At 50.3% G+C, this 14,966-nt stretch carries 14 protein-coding genes; 11 read left to right on the top strand and 3 right to left on the bottom strand.

Annotation, left to right across the window (positions count from 1 at the left end; translation table 11 throughout):
* The first annotated feature begins 67 nt into the window (after nucleotides 1–67).
* The 11 genes from ftsW to mutT all read left to right on the top strand — a co-directional run bounded on the left by ftsW (nucleotide 68) and on the right by mutT (nucleotide 13,227).
* Nucleotides 68–1,222 (top strand): cell division protein FtsW, encoded by a 1,155-nt coding sequence (ftsW, locus tag HMPREF3091_RS02725; RefSeq protein ID WP_246839948.1) that lies wholly within the window; start codon nucleotides 68–70, stop codon nucleotides 1,220–1,222.
* The gene (murG, locus tag HMPREF3091_RS02720) at nucleotides 1,219–2,298 is read left to right on the top strand and encodes an undecaprenyldiphospho-muramoylpentapeptide beta-N-acetylglucosaminyltransferase (protein ID WP_083321346.1); all 1,080 of its coding nucleotides are present in this window, start codon (nucleotides 1,219–1,221) and stop codon (nucleotides 2,296–2,298) included. Before ftsW ends, murG begins: the two co-directional genes overlap by 4 nt.
* 120 nt (nucleotides 2,299–2,418) lie before the next feature.
* On the top strand, nucleotides 2,419–3,876 hold the full coding sequence (murC, locus tag HMPREF3091_RS02715; protein WP_070714109.1) for a UDP-N-acetylmuramate--L-alanine ligase: 1,458 nt from the start codon (nucleotides 2,419–2,421) through the stop codon (nucleotides 3,874–3,876).
* A complete protein-coding gene (locus HMPREF3091_RS02710) occupies nucleotides 3,869–4,789 on the top strand; it encodes a D-alanine--D-alanine ligase (RefSeq protein WP_070714110.1) in 921 nt (306 codons plus the stop codon). Before murC ends, HMPREF3091_RS02710 begins: the two co-directional genes overlap by 8 nt.
* Before the next feature lies 1 nt (nucleotide 4,790).
* Nucleotides 4,791–5,657 (top strand): cell division protein FtsQ, encoded by an 867-nt coding sequence (gene ftsQ / locus HMPREF3091_RS02705; protein ID WP_004094544.1) that lies wholly within the window; start codon nucleotides 4,791–4,793, stop codon nucleotides 5,655–5,657.
* Entirely contained in the window at nucleotides 5,654–6,910 is a 1,257-nt protein-coding gene (gene ftsA, locus HMPREF3091_RS02700) for a cell division protein FtsA (protein WP_004094542.1), read from the top strand. Before ftsQ ends, ftsA begins: the two co-directional genes overlap by 4 nt.
* 70 nt (nucleotides 6,911–6,980) lie before the next feature.
* Nucleotides 6,981–8,141: a cell division protein FtsZ gene (ftsZ, locus tag HMPREF3091_RS02695; protein WP_004094540.1), complete on the top strand. Its 1,161-nt coding sequence runs from the start codon at nucleotides 6,981–6,983 to the stop codon at nucleotides 8,139–8,141.
* Nucleotides 8,142–8,253: 112 nt separating this feature from the next.
* A complete protein-coding gene (lpxC, locus tag HMPREF3091_RS02690) occupies nucleotides 8,254–9,171 on the top strand; it encodes a UDP-3-O-acyl-N-acetylglucosamine deacetylase (protein ID WP_004094538.1) in 918 nt (305 codons plus the stop codon).
* Between the two features lie 250 nt (nucleotides 9,172–9,421).
* A complete protein-coding gene (gene secM / locus HMPREF3091_RS02685; protein ID WP_035503762.1) occupies nucleotides 9,422–9,949 on the top strand; it encodes a secA translation cis-regulator SecM in 528 nt (175 codons plus the stop codon).
* 75 nt (nucleotides 9,950–10,024) lie between these two features.
* Nucleotides 10,025–12,733 (top strand): preprotein translocase subunit SecA, encoded by a 2,709-nt coding sequence (gene secA, locus HMPREF3091_RS02680; RefSeq protein WP_004094534.1) that lies wholly within the window; start codon nucleotides 10,025–10,027, stop codon nucleotides 12,731–12,733.
* Nucleotides 12,734–12,831: 98 nt separating this feature from the next.
* Nucleotides 12,832–13,227 carry an 8-oxo-dGTP diphosphatase MutT gene (mutT, locus tag HMPREF3091_RS02675; protein ID WP_070714042.1) on the top strand — a complete coding sequence of 132 codons (396 nt, stop codon included), beginning with the start codon at nucleotides 12,832–12,834 and terminating at the stop codon, nucleotides 13,225–13,227.
* A gap of 57 nt (nucleotides 13,228–13,284) precedes the next feature.
* Here the strand turns inward: mutT and yacG are convergent, their stop codons facing one another.
* From yacG to coaE, 3 genes are all read right to left on the bottom strand, one after another.
* Nucleotides 13,285–13,482, bottom strand: a complete 198-nt coding sequence (gene yacG, locus HMPREF3091_RS02670; protein WP_070714040.1) for a DNA gyrase inhibitor YacG — start codon at nucleotides 13,480–13,482, stop codon at nucleotides 13,285–13,287.
* A gap of 61 nt (nucleotides 13,483–13,543) precedes the next feature.
* A complete protein-coding gene (gene zapD, locus HMPREF3091_RS02665) occupies nucleotides 13,544–14,296 on the bottom strand; it encodes a cell division protein ZapD (protein WP_004094527.1) in 753 nt (250 codons plus the stop codon).
* The gene (gene coaE, locus HMPREF3091_RS02660) at nucleotides 14,289–14,912 is read right to left on the bottom strand and encodes a dephospho-CoA kinase (RefSeq protein WP_070714038.1); all 624 of its coding nucleotides are present in this window, start codon (nucleotides 14,910–14,912) and stop codon (nucleotides 14,289–14,291) included. The genes zapD and coaE overlap by 8 nt, the downstream gene beginning before the upstream one ends.
* Nucleotides 14,913–14,966: the final 54 nt, after the last annotated feature.

Raw genomic sequence — 14,966 nt, 5'->3', positions numbered from 1 at the left:
ACGCTTACCTTATCAAAGCTATTCACTGCCGCGTTTCGGTATTATCACCCGTTTTCGTGAATGGGTGATGGGCGCTGGTGAAAGCGATGCTGCGATGGTGGTGCTATATGACCGTACGCTGCTTTGGCTAACCTTTGGGTTGGCTGCCGTGGGTTTTATTATGGTGGCATCAGCCTCAATGCCTATTGGTCAGCGTTTGGCAGACGATCCATTCCTGTTCGCAAAACGTGATGCGCTTTATCTGGCTCTGGCGTTTGGTTTGGCCATGGTGACATTACGTGTGCCAATGGCGGTTTGGCAGCGTTACAGTAACGCATTTTTGTTAGTGTCTGTCGCCATGCTGCTCATTGTTCTGGTCGTGGGAAGCTCGGTTAACGGTGCATCGCGCTGGATTGCTTTTGGCCCGCTGCGAATTCAGCCTGCGGAGATCTCCAAACTGGCGCTGTTTTGCTACCTGTCGAGCTATCTGGTGCGCAAGGTAGAAGAGGTCCGTTCGAATTTTTGGGGCTTCTGCAAGCCGATGGGCGTGATGGTGGTATTAGCCGTGCTGCTGCTGGCTCAGCCAGATTTGGGTACGGTGGTTGTGTTGTTCGTGACTACGCTCGGTCTGCTGTTTTTGGCGGGTGCCAAAATGTGGCAGTTCTTGGCGATCATCGGTTCCGGTATTTTTGCCGTGGTGTTACTGATTGTTGCTGAACCTTATCGTATGCGACGTGTTACTTCGTTTTGGAATCCATGGGCCGATCCATTCGGTAGTGGTTATCAGCTAACACAATCTTTGATGGCTTTTGGCCGCGGCGAATTTTGGGGACAAGGCTTAGGTAACTCAGTTCAGAAACTGGAGTATTTACCCGAGGCGCATACCGATTTTATTTTCTCTATTTTAGGCGAGGAACTTGGGTATTTCGGTGTGGTTCTCGCTTTGTTAATGGTATTCTTCGTGGCTTTTCGTGCGATGTCCATTGGACGCCGTGCATTAGAGGCCGATCAGCGTTTTTCTGGTTTTCTAGCCTGCGCCATAGGTATTTGGTTTAGTTTTCAGGCACTGGTTAACGTTGGCGCCGCTGCGGGGATGTTGCCGACTAAAGGGCTAACGCTGCCGCTGATTAGTTACGGTGGCTCCAGTTTGCTTATTATGTCGACCGCATTGGTATTGCTGTTACGCATAGATTATGAAACCCGTCTGGAGAAAGCGCAGGCGGTAGTAAGGAGTGCCCGGTGAGTAGCAATACTGCTCGTCAAAATAATAAACGCCTGATGGTGATGGCTGGCGGCACTGGGGGACACGTCTTTCCTGGTTTGGCTGTCGCACATTATTTGCAGGCTCAGGGATGGCAGGTTCGCTGGCTAGGTACCGCCGATCGTATGGAAGCACAGCTGGTGCCACAGCATGGTATTGAAATTGATTTTATTCAGATTTCAGGCCTGCGTGGCAAAGGTTTAAAAGCTCAGTTGGGTGCTCCGGTGCGTATTTTCCGCGCGGTGCGTCAGGCTAAAGCGATTATGAAAGCGTATCAGCCTGATGCCGTGTTAGGGATGGGCGGGTACGTTTCCGGCCCCGGTGGTTTGGCCGCGTGGCTATGTGGAATTCCTGTTGTACTGCATGAGCAAAACGGGATTGCGGGTTTAACTAACCGCTGCCTGTCAAAGATTGCCAAGCGTGTATTACAGGCCTTCCCTGGCGCATTTCCTAATGCACCGGTAGTAGGTAATCCGGTGCGTGAAGACGTATTAGCACTACCCACACCTCAGCAACGTTTAGCTGGCCGAATGGGGCCGATTCGCGTTCTGGTCGTGGGGGGAAGCCAAGGCGCGCGCATCTTAAACCAGACGATGCCGAAAGTGGCTGAACAGCTGGGTGATAGAATTACGTTGTGGCATCAGGTTGGCAAGGGCGCATTACCGGCGGTATTGGCCGACTATGAGAAAGTCGGGCAGACGCAGCACAAGGTGACTGAGTTTATTGATGACATGGCCGCGGCCTACGACTGGGCGGACGTAGTGGTATGCCGCTCAGGTGCTCTAACCGTGAGTGAAATTGCTGCTGCAGGCCTTCCCGCGTTATTTGTGCCTTTTATGCACAAAGATCGCCAGCAGTATTGGAACGCGTTGCCGTTGGAGCAAGCCGGTGCTGCAAAAATTATTGAACAGCCACAGCTTACCGTGGAGTCAGTCACTGCAACGTTGGCTGGATGGGATCGTCAGACCCTATTAGAAATGGCAGAGAAAGCTCGCGCTGCCGCAATTCCGGATGCGACTGAACGTGTTGCCGCCGTGATTTGTGAAGTAGCGAAATAATTTACCGCTGAGCGGGAGTTTGTTTGATAACAGTTTATTCAAGAACTCCGGCCAAAATGACAGAACTGAGAAACAGTGAATAAGAACGTAAATACTCAACAGCTCGCGAAACTGCGTACCATGGTGCCTGAGATGCGTCGTGTCCGGCACATTCACTTTGTCGGCATCGGCGGTGCTGGCATGGGCGGTATTGCCGAAGTGTTGGCTAACGAAGGTTATCAAATCAGCGGTTCTGATTTAGCACCGAATCCCGTCACGCAGCAGCTTACAGAGCTGGGCGCGCAAATTTATTTCCACCATCGCCCTGAAAATGTCAAAGATGCGAGCGTTGTGGTGGTTTCAACGGCAATCTCTGCGGATAACCCAGAGATTGTTGCCGCTCGTGAAGCACGTATCCCTGTGATTCGTCGTGCGGAAATGCTCGCTGAGCTGATGCGTTTTCGCCATGGTATTGCGATTGCGGGCACCCACGGTAAAACGACCACCACGGCGATGGTTTCCAGTATTTATGCCGAGGCAGGTTTAGATCCGACGTTTGTGAACGGTGGATTAGTCAAAGCCGCTGGCACACACGCGCGTTTAGGTTCTAGTCGTTATCTGATTGCGGAAGCCGATGAAAGTGATGCATCTTTCCTGCACTTGCAGCCGATGGTGGCCGTGGTAACAAATATCGAAGCCGATCATATGGATACTTATCATGGCGACTTCGAAAATTTGAAGCAGACATTTATCAACTTCCTGCACAACTTACCATTTTATGGCCGTGCAGTGATGTGTATTGACGATCCCGTCGTGCGTGAGCTACTGCCTCGTGTTGGTCGTCATATTACGACCTATGGCTTCAGCGAAGATGCGGATGTACGTATTGAGTCGTACCAGCAGAATGGCGCTCAGGGAACGTTTTTTATCTGTCGTCAGGATAAGCCTCGTTTGGCGGTCACGCTAAATGCGCCAGGGCGTCATAACGCTTTGAATGCGGCTGCAGCCGTTTCTGTTGCGACAGAAGAGGGGATTGCGGATGAGGACATTCTACGCGCGCTAGAGGGCTTCCAGGGCACCGGGCGCCGCTTTGATTTCCTCGGCGAGTATGCGCTCGATAATGTGAACGGCAAAGAAGGTAAGGCGATGCTGGTTGATGACTACGGACATCACCCAACTGAGGTGGATGCCACCATCAAAGCTGCTCGTGCGGGATGGCCTAATCGTCGTCTGGTGATGATTTTCCAGCCGCATCGGTTCACTCGTACTCGTGACCTGTATGACGATTTTGCAAATGTGTTGTCTCAAGTTGACGTATTGCTGATGCTGGATGTTTATTCCGCTGGCGAGACGCCTATTCCGGGAGCTGATAGCCGTTCACTGTGTCGCACCATTCGCGGCCGCGGCAAGTTGGATCCAGTTTTGGTTTCCGACGCAGCAACCTTGCCGGCAACGCTGGCACAGTTTTTACAAAATGACGACCTGATTTTGACTCAGGGCGCAGGAAATATTGGCAAAGTGGCGCGAACTTTGGCTGAGCAGAAACTGCAGCCGATTAACGTTGACAGAACAAGTACGGATGAAAAACATCATGGCTGAGAAAGTTGCTGTATTACTGGGTGGTACCTCCGCAGAGCGTGAAGTGTCTTTGCAGTCAGGCCAAGCGGTATTAAAGGGTCTGATAGAGGCCGGTATTGATGCGCATCCGGTTGATATTAAAGACTTCCCTGCAACGCAGTTGAAAGATGCAGGATATGACAAAGTCTTTATCGCCCTTCATGGCCGTGGTGGCGAAGACGGAACTCTGCAAGGCGTTTTGGAGTTTTTGCAACTGCCTTATACCGGTAGTGGTGTGATGGCCTCCGCCTTAACGATGGATAAGCTGCGTACTAAGCTGGTTTGGCAAGCCTCAGGCCTGCCAGTTTCGCCTTTTGTTGCTATCAGCCGTGCACAGTTTGATGACGGCTTAACGCAAGAGATGTTGGTTGCACTGAATGCGTTAGGTTTACCGCTGATTGTTAAGCCAAGCCGCGAAGGTTCTAGCGTTGGCATGAGCAAAGTGAGCGATGCCAGCGAGTTTGATGACGCTTTGGTAGAAGCCTTCCGTCATGATGATGATGTTCTGGTAGAGAAATGGCTAAGCGGTCCTGAATACACCGTTGCCTTCTTGGGTGACGAGATTTTACCGTCAATTCGTATACAAGCGCCGGGAGTATTCTATGATTATGAGGCTAAGTACTTGTCTGATAAGACCGAATACTTCTGTCCAAGTGGTTTGAGCGAAGATCGCGAACGCGAACTGGCCGAGTTGGCACGTAAAGCTTATAAGTCGCTCGACTGCAGTGGTTGGGGACGAGTGGATGTCATGATGGATAGCGATGGCGAATTCTATCTGTTGGAAGTGAATACGGCTCCGGGTATGACCAGTCATAGTTTGGTTCCAATGGCGGCGCGTCAGTCTGGGCTGAGCTTCTCTCAGCTAGTTGCCCGCATCTTGGAGCTGGCTAACTGATATGTCGCAGGCAGCCCTGAACACTCGCGACCGTGAACCGGCAGGTTCAGGCCAACGCCGTAGTGGTGCAGGCCTGCGTCGCAGTAATGGTATTCGTTTGTTTGGTATGATTTTTTTATTAATCGTACTGGGTTCAATCGTGGTTAGTGGCTGGATGGTGGTGAGCTGGATGAAAGACGCCAGCCGTATGCCACTTTCCAAGCTAGTGGTGACTGGAGAGCGTCATTTCACCAAGAATGACGATATCCGACAGGCCATTTTGTCATTGGGTGCCCCTGGCACATTTATGACGCAGAACGTTGATGTGATCCAACAGCAGATAGAGCGTTTACCGTGGATTAAGCAGGTTAGCGTGCGTAAGCAGTGGCCTAACGAACTTAAAATTCATCTGGTTGAGTATGTTCCAGTTGCTCGTTGGAATGACTTACGTTTGGTTGATGCTGAAGGTAAGCCATTCAGCGTACCGGCAGAGCGCACGATACAGCAGAAAATGCCGCTGCTGTATGGCCCAGAAGGCAGTGAAAATGACGTGCTGGAAGGGTATCGCTCAATGAGTCAGGAACTGGCGAAAAGTAACTTTAAGCTGAAAATGGTGTCAATGAGTGCGCGTCACTCATGGCAGTTAGGTCTAGAGGATGACATCCGTCTTGAGCTGGGACGTGATGATCCATCTGGGCGCTTAGCGCGGTTTGAGGAACTTTATCCCGCGCTACAGCAGCAGGCGCAGGCAACAAACCAACGTATTAGCTACGTTGATCTGCGCTATGACACCGGCGCAGCCGTGGGATGGGCTCCAGCGCCGATTGACCCGCAGACACAGCAACACGCTAATCAGCAACAGAATCAGGCACAGGTTAAACAACAATGATCAAGTCGACGGACAGAAAACTGGTAGTTGGACTGGAGATCGGAACGGCAAAAGTAGCCGCTCTGGTAGGGGAAGTTCTGCCCGATGGCATGGTCAATATCATCGGTGTGGGGAGTTGCCCATCCCGTGGCATGGACAAGGGCGGCGTTAACGATCTGGAATCCGTCGTTAAGTGTGTCCAGCGTGCCATTGATCAAGCCGAATTGATGGCAGATTGCCAAATTTCCTCAGTCTATTTGGCACTATCTGGCAAACATATCAGCTGCCAGAACGAAATAGGGATGGTTCCTATTTCCGAAGAAGAAGTGACGCTGGAAGATGTAGAAAACGTTGTTCACACCGCGAAGTCCGTTCGCGTGCGTGATGAGCACCGTGTTCTGCATGTTATTCCGCAGGAATATGCGATTGACTATCAAGAAGGCATCAAAAATCCGGTTGGACTCTCGGGCGTGCGTATGCAGGCTAAAGTTCATCTGATTACCTGCCATAATGATATGGCTAAGAATATTGTCAAAGCCGTTGAGCGCTGTGGCCTCAAGGTCGATCAACTGATTTTTGCCGGACTCGCAGCGAGTTATGCTGTATTGACCGAAGATGAGCGCGAACTGGGCGTTTGTGTGGTAGATATCGGCGGTGGCACCATGGATATGGCAGTCTATACCGGTGGAGCCCTGCGCCACACCAAGGTTATTCCTTATGCGGGCAATGTGGTCACCAGTGATATTGCTTACGCATTCGGCACTCCGCCAACCGACGCCGAAGCCATCAAGGTTCGCTACGGTTGTGCAATGGGAACGTTGGTGAGCAAAGACGAGAGCGTTGAAGTGCCAAGCGTTGGCGGTCGTCCGCCGCGTAGCCTGCAACGTCAGACTTTGGCTGAAGTGATTGAGCCTCGTTATACCGAATTGTTGAATCTGGTGAATGATGAAATTCTGCAGTTGCAGGAACAGCTTCGCCAGCAGGGTGTAAAACATCATCTGGCAGCAGGGATTGTTTTGACCGGTGGTGCCGCGCAGATCGACGGACTGGCAGCGTGTGCGCAACAGGTGTTCCATACGCAGGTGCGTATTGGACAGCCTCTGAATATCACCGGCCTGACAGATTATGCGCAGGAACCTTACTACTCAACGGCGGTTGGGCTGCTGCATTACGGAAAAGAGTCGCACCTTAGCGGTGAGGCTGAAGTAGAAAAAAGAGCTTCAGTCGGCAATTGGTTCAAGAAAATCAATGGCTGGCTGAGAAAAGAGTTTTAATGTTTAAAAAAAGAGATCATCCTTACGGGTTAATGATCTCGAAGCGACAGGCACAAAACGGAGAGAAACTATGTTTGAACCAATGGAATTAACCAACGACGCGGTGATTAAAGTCATCGGCGTCGGCGGCGGCGGTGGCAACGCCGTAGAGCACATGGTGCGTGAGCGTATCGAAGGCGTTGAATTCTTCGCGGTTAACACCGATGCTCAAGCGTTGCGTAAAACGGCTGTTGGCCAAACCATTCAGATCGGTAGTGGAATCACTAAAGGTCTGGGGGCGGGTGCGAACCCAGAAGTGGGCCGTAACTCTGCAGAAGAAGACCGTGAAGGTCTGCGTGCTGCATTGGAAGGTGCTGACATGGTATTTATCGCAGCCGGTATGGGCGGCGGTACAGGTACCGGCGCTGCGCCCGTTGTGGCTGAAGTTGCTAAAGATTTAGGTATTCTGACTGTTGCTGTTGTGACTAAGCCTTTCAATTTTGAAGGCAAGAAGCGCATGGCGTTTGCAGAGCAGGGTATCGCTGAACTGTCCAAGCACGTGGATTCCCTGATCACTATCCCGAACGACAAATTGTTGAAAGTTCTGGGTCGTGGTATCTCCCTGTTAGATGCGTTCGGTGCAGCTAACGACGTACTGAAAGGTGCGGTACAGGGTATTGCGGAACTGATTACACGCCCAGGTCTGATGAACGTCGACTTTGCGGACGTGCGTACCGTGATGTCCGAAATGGGCTATGCCATGATGGGATCGGGTATTGCCTGTGGCGAAGACCGTGCAGAAGAAGCGGCTGAAATGGCCATCTCTTCTCCACTGTTAGAAGATATCGATCTGTCTGGCGCACGCGGTGTGCTGGTTAACATCACTGCGGGCTTCGACCTGCGTTTGGATGAGTTCGAAACCGTAGGTAACACCATTCGTGCATTTGCTTCTGACAATGCAACCGTAGTTATCGGTACTTCTCTGGATCCAGAGATGAACGATGAGCTGCGTGTTACCGTCGTTGCAACCGGTATTGGCATGGATAAGCGTCCTGAGATCACTCTGGTTACCAGTAAACAGGCTCCACAGCCAGTTATTGACCAGCGTTATCAGCAGCATGGCTTGTCTCCGTTGCCACAAGAGAGCAAACCTGCAGCAGCGAAAGTCGTTAATGACCAAACCGCTCAGGGGAGTAATAAAGAACCTGACTATCTGGATATTCCGGCCTTCTTGCGTAAGCAAGCAGACTAATTTGCTCAGATATTTGGCATCTCCGCTCTTTGTGCTAAACTGTCCCGCCGCCCCTAGTATAAAATTACTTTGCTAGAGGTGGTTGGATGGATAAACACTGCGAGATAAAACGATGATCAAACAACGGACATTAAAACGTATTATTCAGGCGACTGGTGTCGGTCTTCATACCGGCAAGAAGGTCACGCTGACTATGCGCCCAGCCGCGGCTAACACCGGGGTCATCTATCGTCGCACTGACTTGAATCCACCGGTTGATTTTCCGGCTGATGCAAAATCCGTGCGTGATACCATGCTCTGTACTTGCCTGGTTAATGAGCATGACGTACGTATTTCTACCGTAGAACACCTGAACGCCGCATTAGCTGGCTTGGGTATCGACAACTTAATTATTGAAGTTGACGCGGCAGAAATCCCTATCATGGATGGCAGCGCCAGTCCTTTCGTATATTTGCTGTTAGAAGCAGGTATCGAAGAGCTGAACTGTGCGAAGAAATTCCTTCGCTTGAAGCAGGCTGTGCGTGTTGAAGATGGTGATAAATGGGCCGAACTGTCTCCGTATAACGGTTTCAGCTTGGACTTTACCATTGACTTCAATCATCCAGCGATTGATTCCAGCTCACAGCGTTACCGGATGGATTTTTCCGCCGAATCGTTTGTGCGCCAGATTAGCCGTGCGCGTACTTTTGGTTTTATGCGTGATATCGAATATTTACAGTCCCGTGGGTTGTGCCTGGGCGGTAGCTTCGATTGCGCCATCGTAGTGGACGATTATCGCGTCCTCAACGAAGATGGTCTGCGTTTTGAAGATGAATTCGTTCGTCACAAAATGTTGGATGCTATTGGTGACTTGTTCATGTGTGGACATAACATCATTGGTGCATTCACCGCATACAAATCAGGTCATGCATTGAACAACAAACTGTTACAAGCAGTATTGGCTAAGCAGGAAGCTTGGGAATACGTAACGTTTGAAGATGATGCCGAAATGCCAATCGCATTCCGTGCACCAACAACAGTTTTAGCTTAACGCTGACTGTTTCTGATCACGACTGGCGGAGTTAGTACTCTCTCCGGCTAATGAAGCCAGTCGTTCTAATTTTTATTCCTGTTTTTTCTTCTGTTATCCCCATTTCTGTTTTTCATTTCCAAGCAAAATACACCGTCTTTATCGTATTAATATGGCTTCCTGAGGCTGGGATTGATTAATCCTGATGTCGATTGGTGATAATAATGGTAAAATCTTCCGCCTATGTGTGGTGGAAACACGGAAATTTAATGTGATTGGTATTCTCAATCGTTGGCGACAATTTGGCAGACGCTATTTCTGGCCGCATCTCCTGTGGGGGATGGTCGCGGCTACGCTTGGTGTGCCTAATGCGTTAGCGAATACTGAGCAGACCAAGGTTGCCGATCCATCCACCAGCTTGCAGCGCTTAATCAACGCTCACAACACCAATGAGTTTTCTTGGTTGCAGGCTAGCAAACGTCGCGGTAGCTTCCAATCCATAGACTATTGGCACCAGCACGCTCTGCGAACGGCTATTCGTCATTTAAGCTATCGAATGACGCCGCAGGTTACGGCCAGCGAACCTGCTAATGATATTCAGGTTGATGAGCTGCATGCTCAGCAACTGGTTTTACTCAGTTCTCTAAGCTCGCTGTTAACATTACAGCCAGCGATCACGCCATCTACCCCCGTTCTACTGATGCCCAAGTTGGATACTGCGCCGAATGCGCATGCTCCAGCACTTTGGGTCGCTCAGGTACAAGGCATTCGTGCTGGACCGCAATTGAGCTATATCTAATCGCTTGTATTACCCTCTCATCATTATAAATTTGGGCGATCGTGAAGTATCGCTCGCTAAGAGATATTAGGACTTATGTTAATCAAATTATTGACCAAGGTTTTTGGTAGCCGTAACGATCGTACCTTGCGCCGTATGCGCAAAGCAGTAGCTCTGATTAATCAGATGGAACCGGAGATGGAAAAACTCTCCGACGACGAGCTAAAAGCAAAAACTAACGAATTCCGCGAGCGTTTGGCAAAAGGCGCAACGGTAGAAAGCCTGTTGCCAGAAGCCTTTGCGACCGTACGCGAGGCAAGTAAACGCGTATTCGGCATGCGTCACTTCGACGTGCAGCTGTTAGGTGGTATGGTTCTGAACGATCGCTGTATCGCGGAAATGCGTACCGGTGAAGGTAAAACGCTGACAGCAACCCTGCCAGCTTATCTGAATGCGTTAAGCGGCAAAGGCGTGCACGTGGTTACCGTGAACGACTACTTGGCACAGCGTGACGCCGAAAATAACCGTCCACTGTTCGAATTCCTCGGCCTTTCTGTTGGGATCAACTTGCCGGGTATGACCGCGCCAGCGAAACGCGCCGCCTACGCTGCGGATATCACCTATGGTACGAATAACGAGTACGGTTTTGACTATCTGCGTGACAACATGGCGTTTAGCCCTGAAGAACGCGTTCAGCGCAAACTGCACTATGCGCTGGTGGATGAGGTCGACTCCATCCTCATCGACGAAGCGCGTACGCCGCTTATCATCTCTGGTCCGGCTGAAGATAGCTCCGAGATGTACATCCGCGTTAACAAGCTGATCCCGAAACTGATCCGTCAGGAAAAAGAAGACTCCGACACCTTCCAGGGTGAAGGCCACTTCTCCGTTGATGAAAAAAGCCGTCAGGTTAACCTGACCGAACGCGGTCTGATCCTGATTGAAGAAATGCTGGTTGAAGCCGGCATTATGGAAGAAGGTGAGTCACTGTACTCTCCGGCGAACATCATGCTGATGCATCATGTCACAGCGGCATTGCGTGCGCATGTGCTGTTTACCCGCGACGTTGACTACATTGTTAAAGATGGCGAAGTCATCATCGTTGATGAACACACCGGTCGTACCATGCAAGGCCGTCGCTGGTCTGATGGTCTGCATCAGGCCGTTGAAGCCAAAGAAGGCGTTGAAATTCAAAACGAAAACCAAACGTTGGCTTCTATCACCTTCCAGAACTACTTCCGTTTGTATGAAAAACTGGCGGGTATGACCGGTACTGCAGATACCGAAGCGTTCGAATTTAGCTCCATTTATAAGTTGGATACCATCGTTGTACCCACTAACCGCCCAATGATCCGTAAGGATATGCCTGATCTGGTCTATATGACGGAAATGGAAAAGATTGGAGCCATTATTGAAGATATCCGCGAATGCACCAAACGCGGACAGCCCGTGCTGGTGGGTACTATTTCCATCGAAAAATCGGAAGTGGTTTCTCAGGAACTGACTAAAGCAGGCATCAAGCACAACGTTCTGAATGCGAAGTTCCACGCTAAAGAAGCGGACATCGTTGCCAACGCAGGTCTGCCTAGTGCTGTGACCATTGCCACTAACATGGCCGGTCGTGGTACCGATATCGTGTTGGGTGGTAGCTGGCAAACTGAGGTCGCCGAACTGGTCGAACCGACGGATGAGCAGATCGAAGAGATTAAAGCTGCATGGAAGATTCGTCACGACGCGGTTCTTGCCGCTGGTGGTTTACATATCATCGGTACTGAGCGTCATGAATCTCGCCGTATCGATAACCAGCTCCGTGGCCGTGCGGGCCGTCAGGGTGACGCCGGTTCTTCTCGCTTCTACCTGTCTATGGAAGATGCCTTGATGCGTATCTTCGCGTCTGACCGTGTCACTGGCATGATGCGCAAACTGGGTATGAAACCGGGTGAAGCGATTGAGCACCCATGGGTAACTAAAGCGATTGCCAATGCGCAGCGCAAAGTAGAAAGCCGTAACTTTGATATTCGTAAGCAATTGCTGGAATATGATGATGTGGCAAACGACCAGCGTCGTGCGATTTACTCCCAGCGTAACGAACTGCTGGATGTGAGCGATGTGAGCGAAACCATCACCAGCATTCGTGAAGACGTATTTAAAACGGTTCTCGATACTTACATTCCACCACAGTCACTGGAAGAAATGTGGGATATCGATGGTCTGCAAGAGCGCCTGAAAAACGACTTTGATTTGGAAATGCCGATCAAAGAGTGGCTGGATAAAGAGCCTGAACTGCATGAAGAAACTCTGCGTGAGCGTATCTTCCAACAGGCCGTTGAAGTGTATCAGCGTAAAGAAGAAGTTGTGGGCGTAGAAATGATGCGCAACTTTGAGAAAGGCGTGATGCTACAAACGCTGGACTCCCTGTGGAAAGAGCATTTGGCCGCGATGGATTATCTGCGTCAGGGTATTCATCTGCGTGGTTATGCGCAGAAAGATCCTAAGCAGGAATACAAACGTGAATCCTTCGCGATGTTTGCTGCCATGCTTGAATCACTGAAATATGAAGTGATCAGCGTTCTGAGCAAGGTTCAAGTACGCATGCCAGAAGAGGTTGAAGCGATGGAGCAGCAGCGTCGTGAAGAGGCCGAACGTTTGGCTCGCCAGCAGCAACTGAGTCACGTTGACGATGAAACCGTAGCGGCACAGTCTCTGGCATCACAGACCGGTGAGCGTAAAGTGGGTCGTAACGATCCATGCCCATGTGGTTCTGGTAAAAAATACAAACAGTGCCATGGTCGTCTGCAAGGCTAATCGCGTAGCACATTGATCTGTTGGTTATAAGGGATACGCATTTGCGTGTCCCTTTTTCTTGTCGGTAACGACGAGAATTTGAACAAAAGGAATAAGCTATGAGCCTAAAGCATCTGCACATTGCGGTCGGTATTATCCGTAATGATGAGGGAGAGATTTTTATTACTCGCCGCGGTGGTGACTCGCATTTATCCGGTTTATGGGAGTTCCCTGGTGGAAAAATTGAAGCTAATGAGAGCCCCGTGCAGGGCTTGTATCGTGAGTTGCAGGAAGAGACAGGCATCGAAGTGCGAGATTGTGAATTACTCTGCCAGCTCGATCATCGGTTTAGCGATCGTATAGTGACACTGTATTTTTATCTGGTGACGGATTGGGATAAAACGCCGTATGGGCGAGAAGGGCAGCCAATGCGCTGGGTGCATCAGCATCAGCTTAAGGCCGAAGAGTTTCCTGAGCCGAACAAACCGATCATTGAGCAGCTTAACCGCGCTTAAGAATGGTTAGCGCAGGCAATTGCTCTGCGCTATCTATAAGAAGAGCCAGCGATGTACTTATTGCTGTTCTTCACTCCAATCATCGCTTTCTGAGAGATCAGGATTGCTCGGAATTCGTTTCTCTTCATCCGCCCATTCGCCTAAATCAATCAATTGGCAGCGTTTGCAGCAAAATGGTCGATAAGGGCTTTGCTCACCCCAGACTACGGGTTTGCCACAGATCGGGCAGTTCACAGTCATAATTTCATCTGTCATTTCATTTTTCCTTTCTTGGTTCACGTGCACTGTTTCTGCCTTGCGAACCTTTGATGCATTTTTAGCAGCAGGCCAGATCAAACTTCAAACGCTCTGGAACAACGCCGTGTTCGCTATCAAGCGGTAAGAAGCGAATCGCAAATCGGGTTTTATGACCAGACACTTGCGGATAAACCTGCAAATCTAGTGCGATGTTCATCCGTAGCAGGTCTGCATCTTCAGCATTGTCTTGATAAAAACCATTCAGGCTGATCATCGGCTTGAAAACGCCAGAATTACGGATCAGGCTTAGGATCAACGTCAAGGTTGCAGATAACGGCTCGAGGGATGTCAGCCAAGAATCCACTAACTCATCGCGAACGTCTTGCGGCTGGTGAAGCCAAATGTGCAGCGTGGGGAGGTCAAAACTACAGCAGCCGCCAGGGATCCCCAAACGCTGACGAACCAAGGCGATTAGGCGATCCTCACGTAGTTGCTGGCCGATGCGCGGTGCCGCCATTAGCGTTGCGGCCTGATTTTTCAATTGGCTGCGTAACTGGCGGATCATCTCCTGATCGACACCAGGAACCTCAGTCCACTGCAAAAGTTTACGTTGCTGGCGTTCGAGTTCTTTTAGCAACTCGGTGCGAACTTCGCCACGTTCGAGAACATCGAGTAAATCAGAGGTGGTTCGAAAAAAAGCCAGTGCGCCTGTGATATCTTGAAGATGTCTATGTTGCTGTAATTGTTGAAGTAAAAAGTCAATCCGCAGCCAAGTACGCATTTTTTCATTTAGCGGATGTTCAAACAAAACAGTAGTAGAAGTATCACTCATGGTGTTGATCCTGTTGGGTCGCTGCCGCCAAACTCAAATAATGACGATGCAGTGAGGCAACGCGCGGAGCGATGGTTTCAGGGCTGCCGCTGTTCTCGATAATATCATCAGCACAGGCCAAGCGTTGGGCGCGGGTTGCCTGTGCTGCCAAAATGTTCTCGGCCTGTTCGCGAGAAATGCCGTCGCGGGCCATAGTGCGTTGAAGCTGCACGTCTGGATCGACGTCAACAACTAACACGCGGTGTGCTCGTTTAGAGAGCCCATTCTCAACCAGTAGCGGGACGACCCACAGGGCATAGGGGGCAACAATCGCAGCCAACTGTCGTTGAGTTTCTAGATGAATCAATGGATGGAGTAGACCATCAAGCCACCGTTTTTCCTGTGGCTGATTAAAAATAATCTTGCGTAAAGCTGATCGGTTGAGGGCGCCATCATTTTGTAAAATCTCCGAGCCAAAGTGCTCGGCAATTTTTTGCAACGCTGGAGCGCCGATGGCGACAACCTGTCTGGCAATGATGTCTGCATCAACTACAGGAACGCCCAATTGATTGAACGCCTCCGCAACAGTGCTTTTACCACTGCCGATTCCTCCAGTTAATGCCACGATGTAAGTCATCACGCCACCTTTACATAGCTGATTAGCCTAATAATGCCGGTTGGCTAACCTTTG

Origin of the sequence: Hafnia sp. HMSC23F03, from assembly GCF_001816025.1 — a bacterium.
GTDB classification, from domain to species: Bacteria; Pseudomonadota; Gammaproteobacteria; order Enterobacterales; family Enterobacteriaceae; genus Hafnia; species Hafnia paralvei.
This window is presented reverse-complemented; position numbering and strand designations above follow the sequence as displayed.

What these genes read in the sequence shown, in the direction of transcription:
- ftsW (WP_246839948.1), top strand. Translation starts at nt 68, where the DNA reads ATGGGCGCTGGTGAAAGCGATGCTGCGATGGTGGTGCTATATGACCGT.
- murC (WP_070714109.1), top strand. Translation starts at nt 2,419, where the DNA reads ATGGTGCCTGAGATGCGTCGTGTCCGGCACATTCACTTTGTCGGCATC.
- HMPREF3091_RS02710 (WP_070714110.1), top strand. Translation starts at nt 3,869, where the DNA reads ATGGCTGAGAAAGTTGCTGTATTACTGGGTGGTACCTCCGCAGAGCGT.
- ftsQ (WP_004094544.1), top strand. Translation starts at nt 4,791, where the DNA reads ATGTCGCAGGCAGCCCTGAACACTCGCGACCGTGAACCGGCAGGTTCA.
- ftsA (WP_004094542.1), top strand. Translation starts at nt 5,654, where the DNA reads ATGATCAAGTCGACGGACAGAAAACTGGTAGTTGGACTGGAGATCGGA.
- ftsZ (WP_004094540.1), top strand. Translation starts at nt 6,981, where the DNA reads ATGTTTGAACCAATGGAATTAACCAACGACGCGGTGATTAAAGTCATC.
- lpxC (WP_004094538.1), top strand. Translation starts at nt 8,254, where the DNA reads ATGATCAAACAACGGACATTAAAACGTATTATTCAGGCGACTGGTGTC.
- secA (WP_004094534.1), top strand. Translation starts at nt 10,025, where the DNA reads ATGTTAATCAAATTATTGACCAAGGTTTTTGGTAGCCGTAACGATCGT.
- mutT (WP_070714042.1), top strand. Translation starts at nt 12,832, where the DNA reads ATGAGCCTAAAGCATCTGCACATTGCGGTCGGTATTATCCGTAATGAT.
- yacG (WP_070714040.1), bottom strand. Translation starts at nt 13,482, where the DNA reads ATGACAGATGAAATTATGACTGTGAACTGCCCGATCTGTGGCAAACCC.
- zapD (WP_004094527.1), bottom strand. Translation starts at nt 14,296, where the DNA reads ATGAGTGATACTTCTACTACTGTTTTGTTTGAACATCCGCTAAATGAA.
- coaE (WP_070714038.1), bottom strand. Translation starts at nt 14,912, where the DNA reads ATGACTTACATCGTGGCATTAACTGGAGGAATCGGCAGTGGTAAAAGC.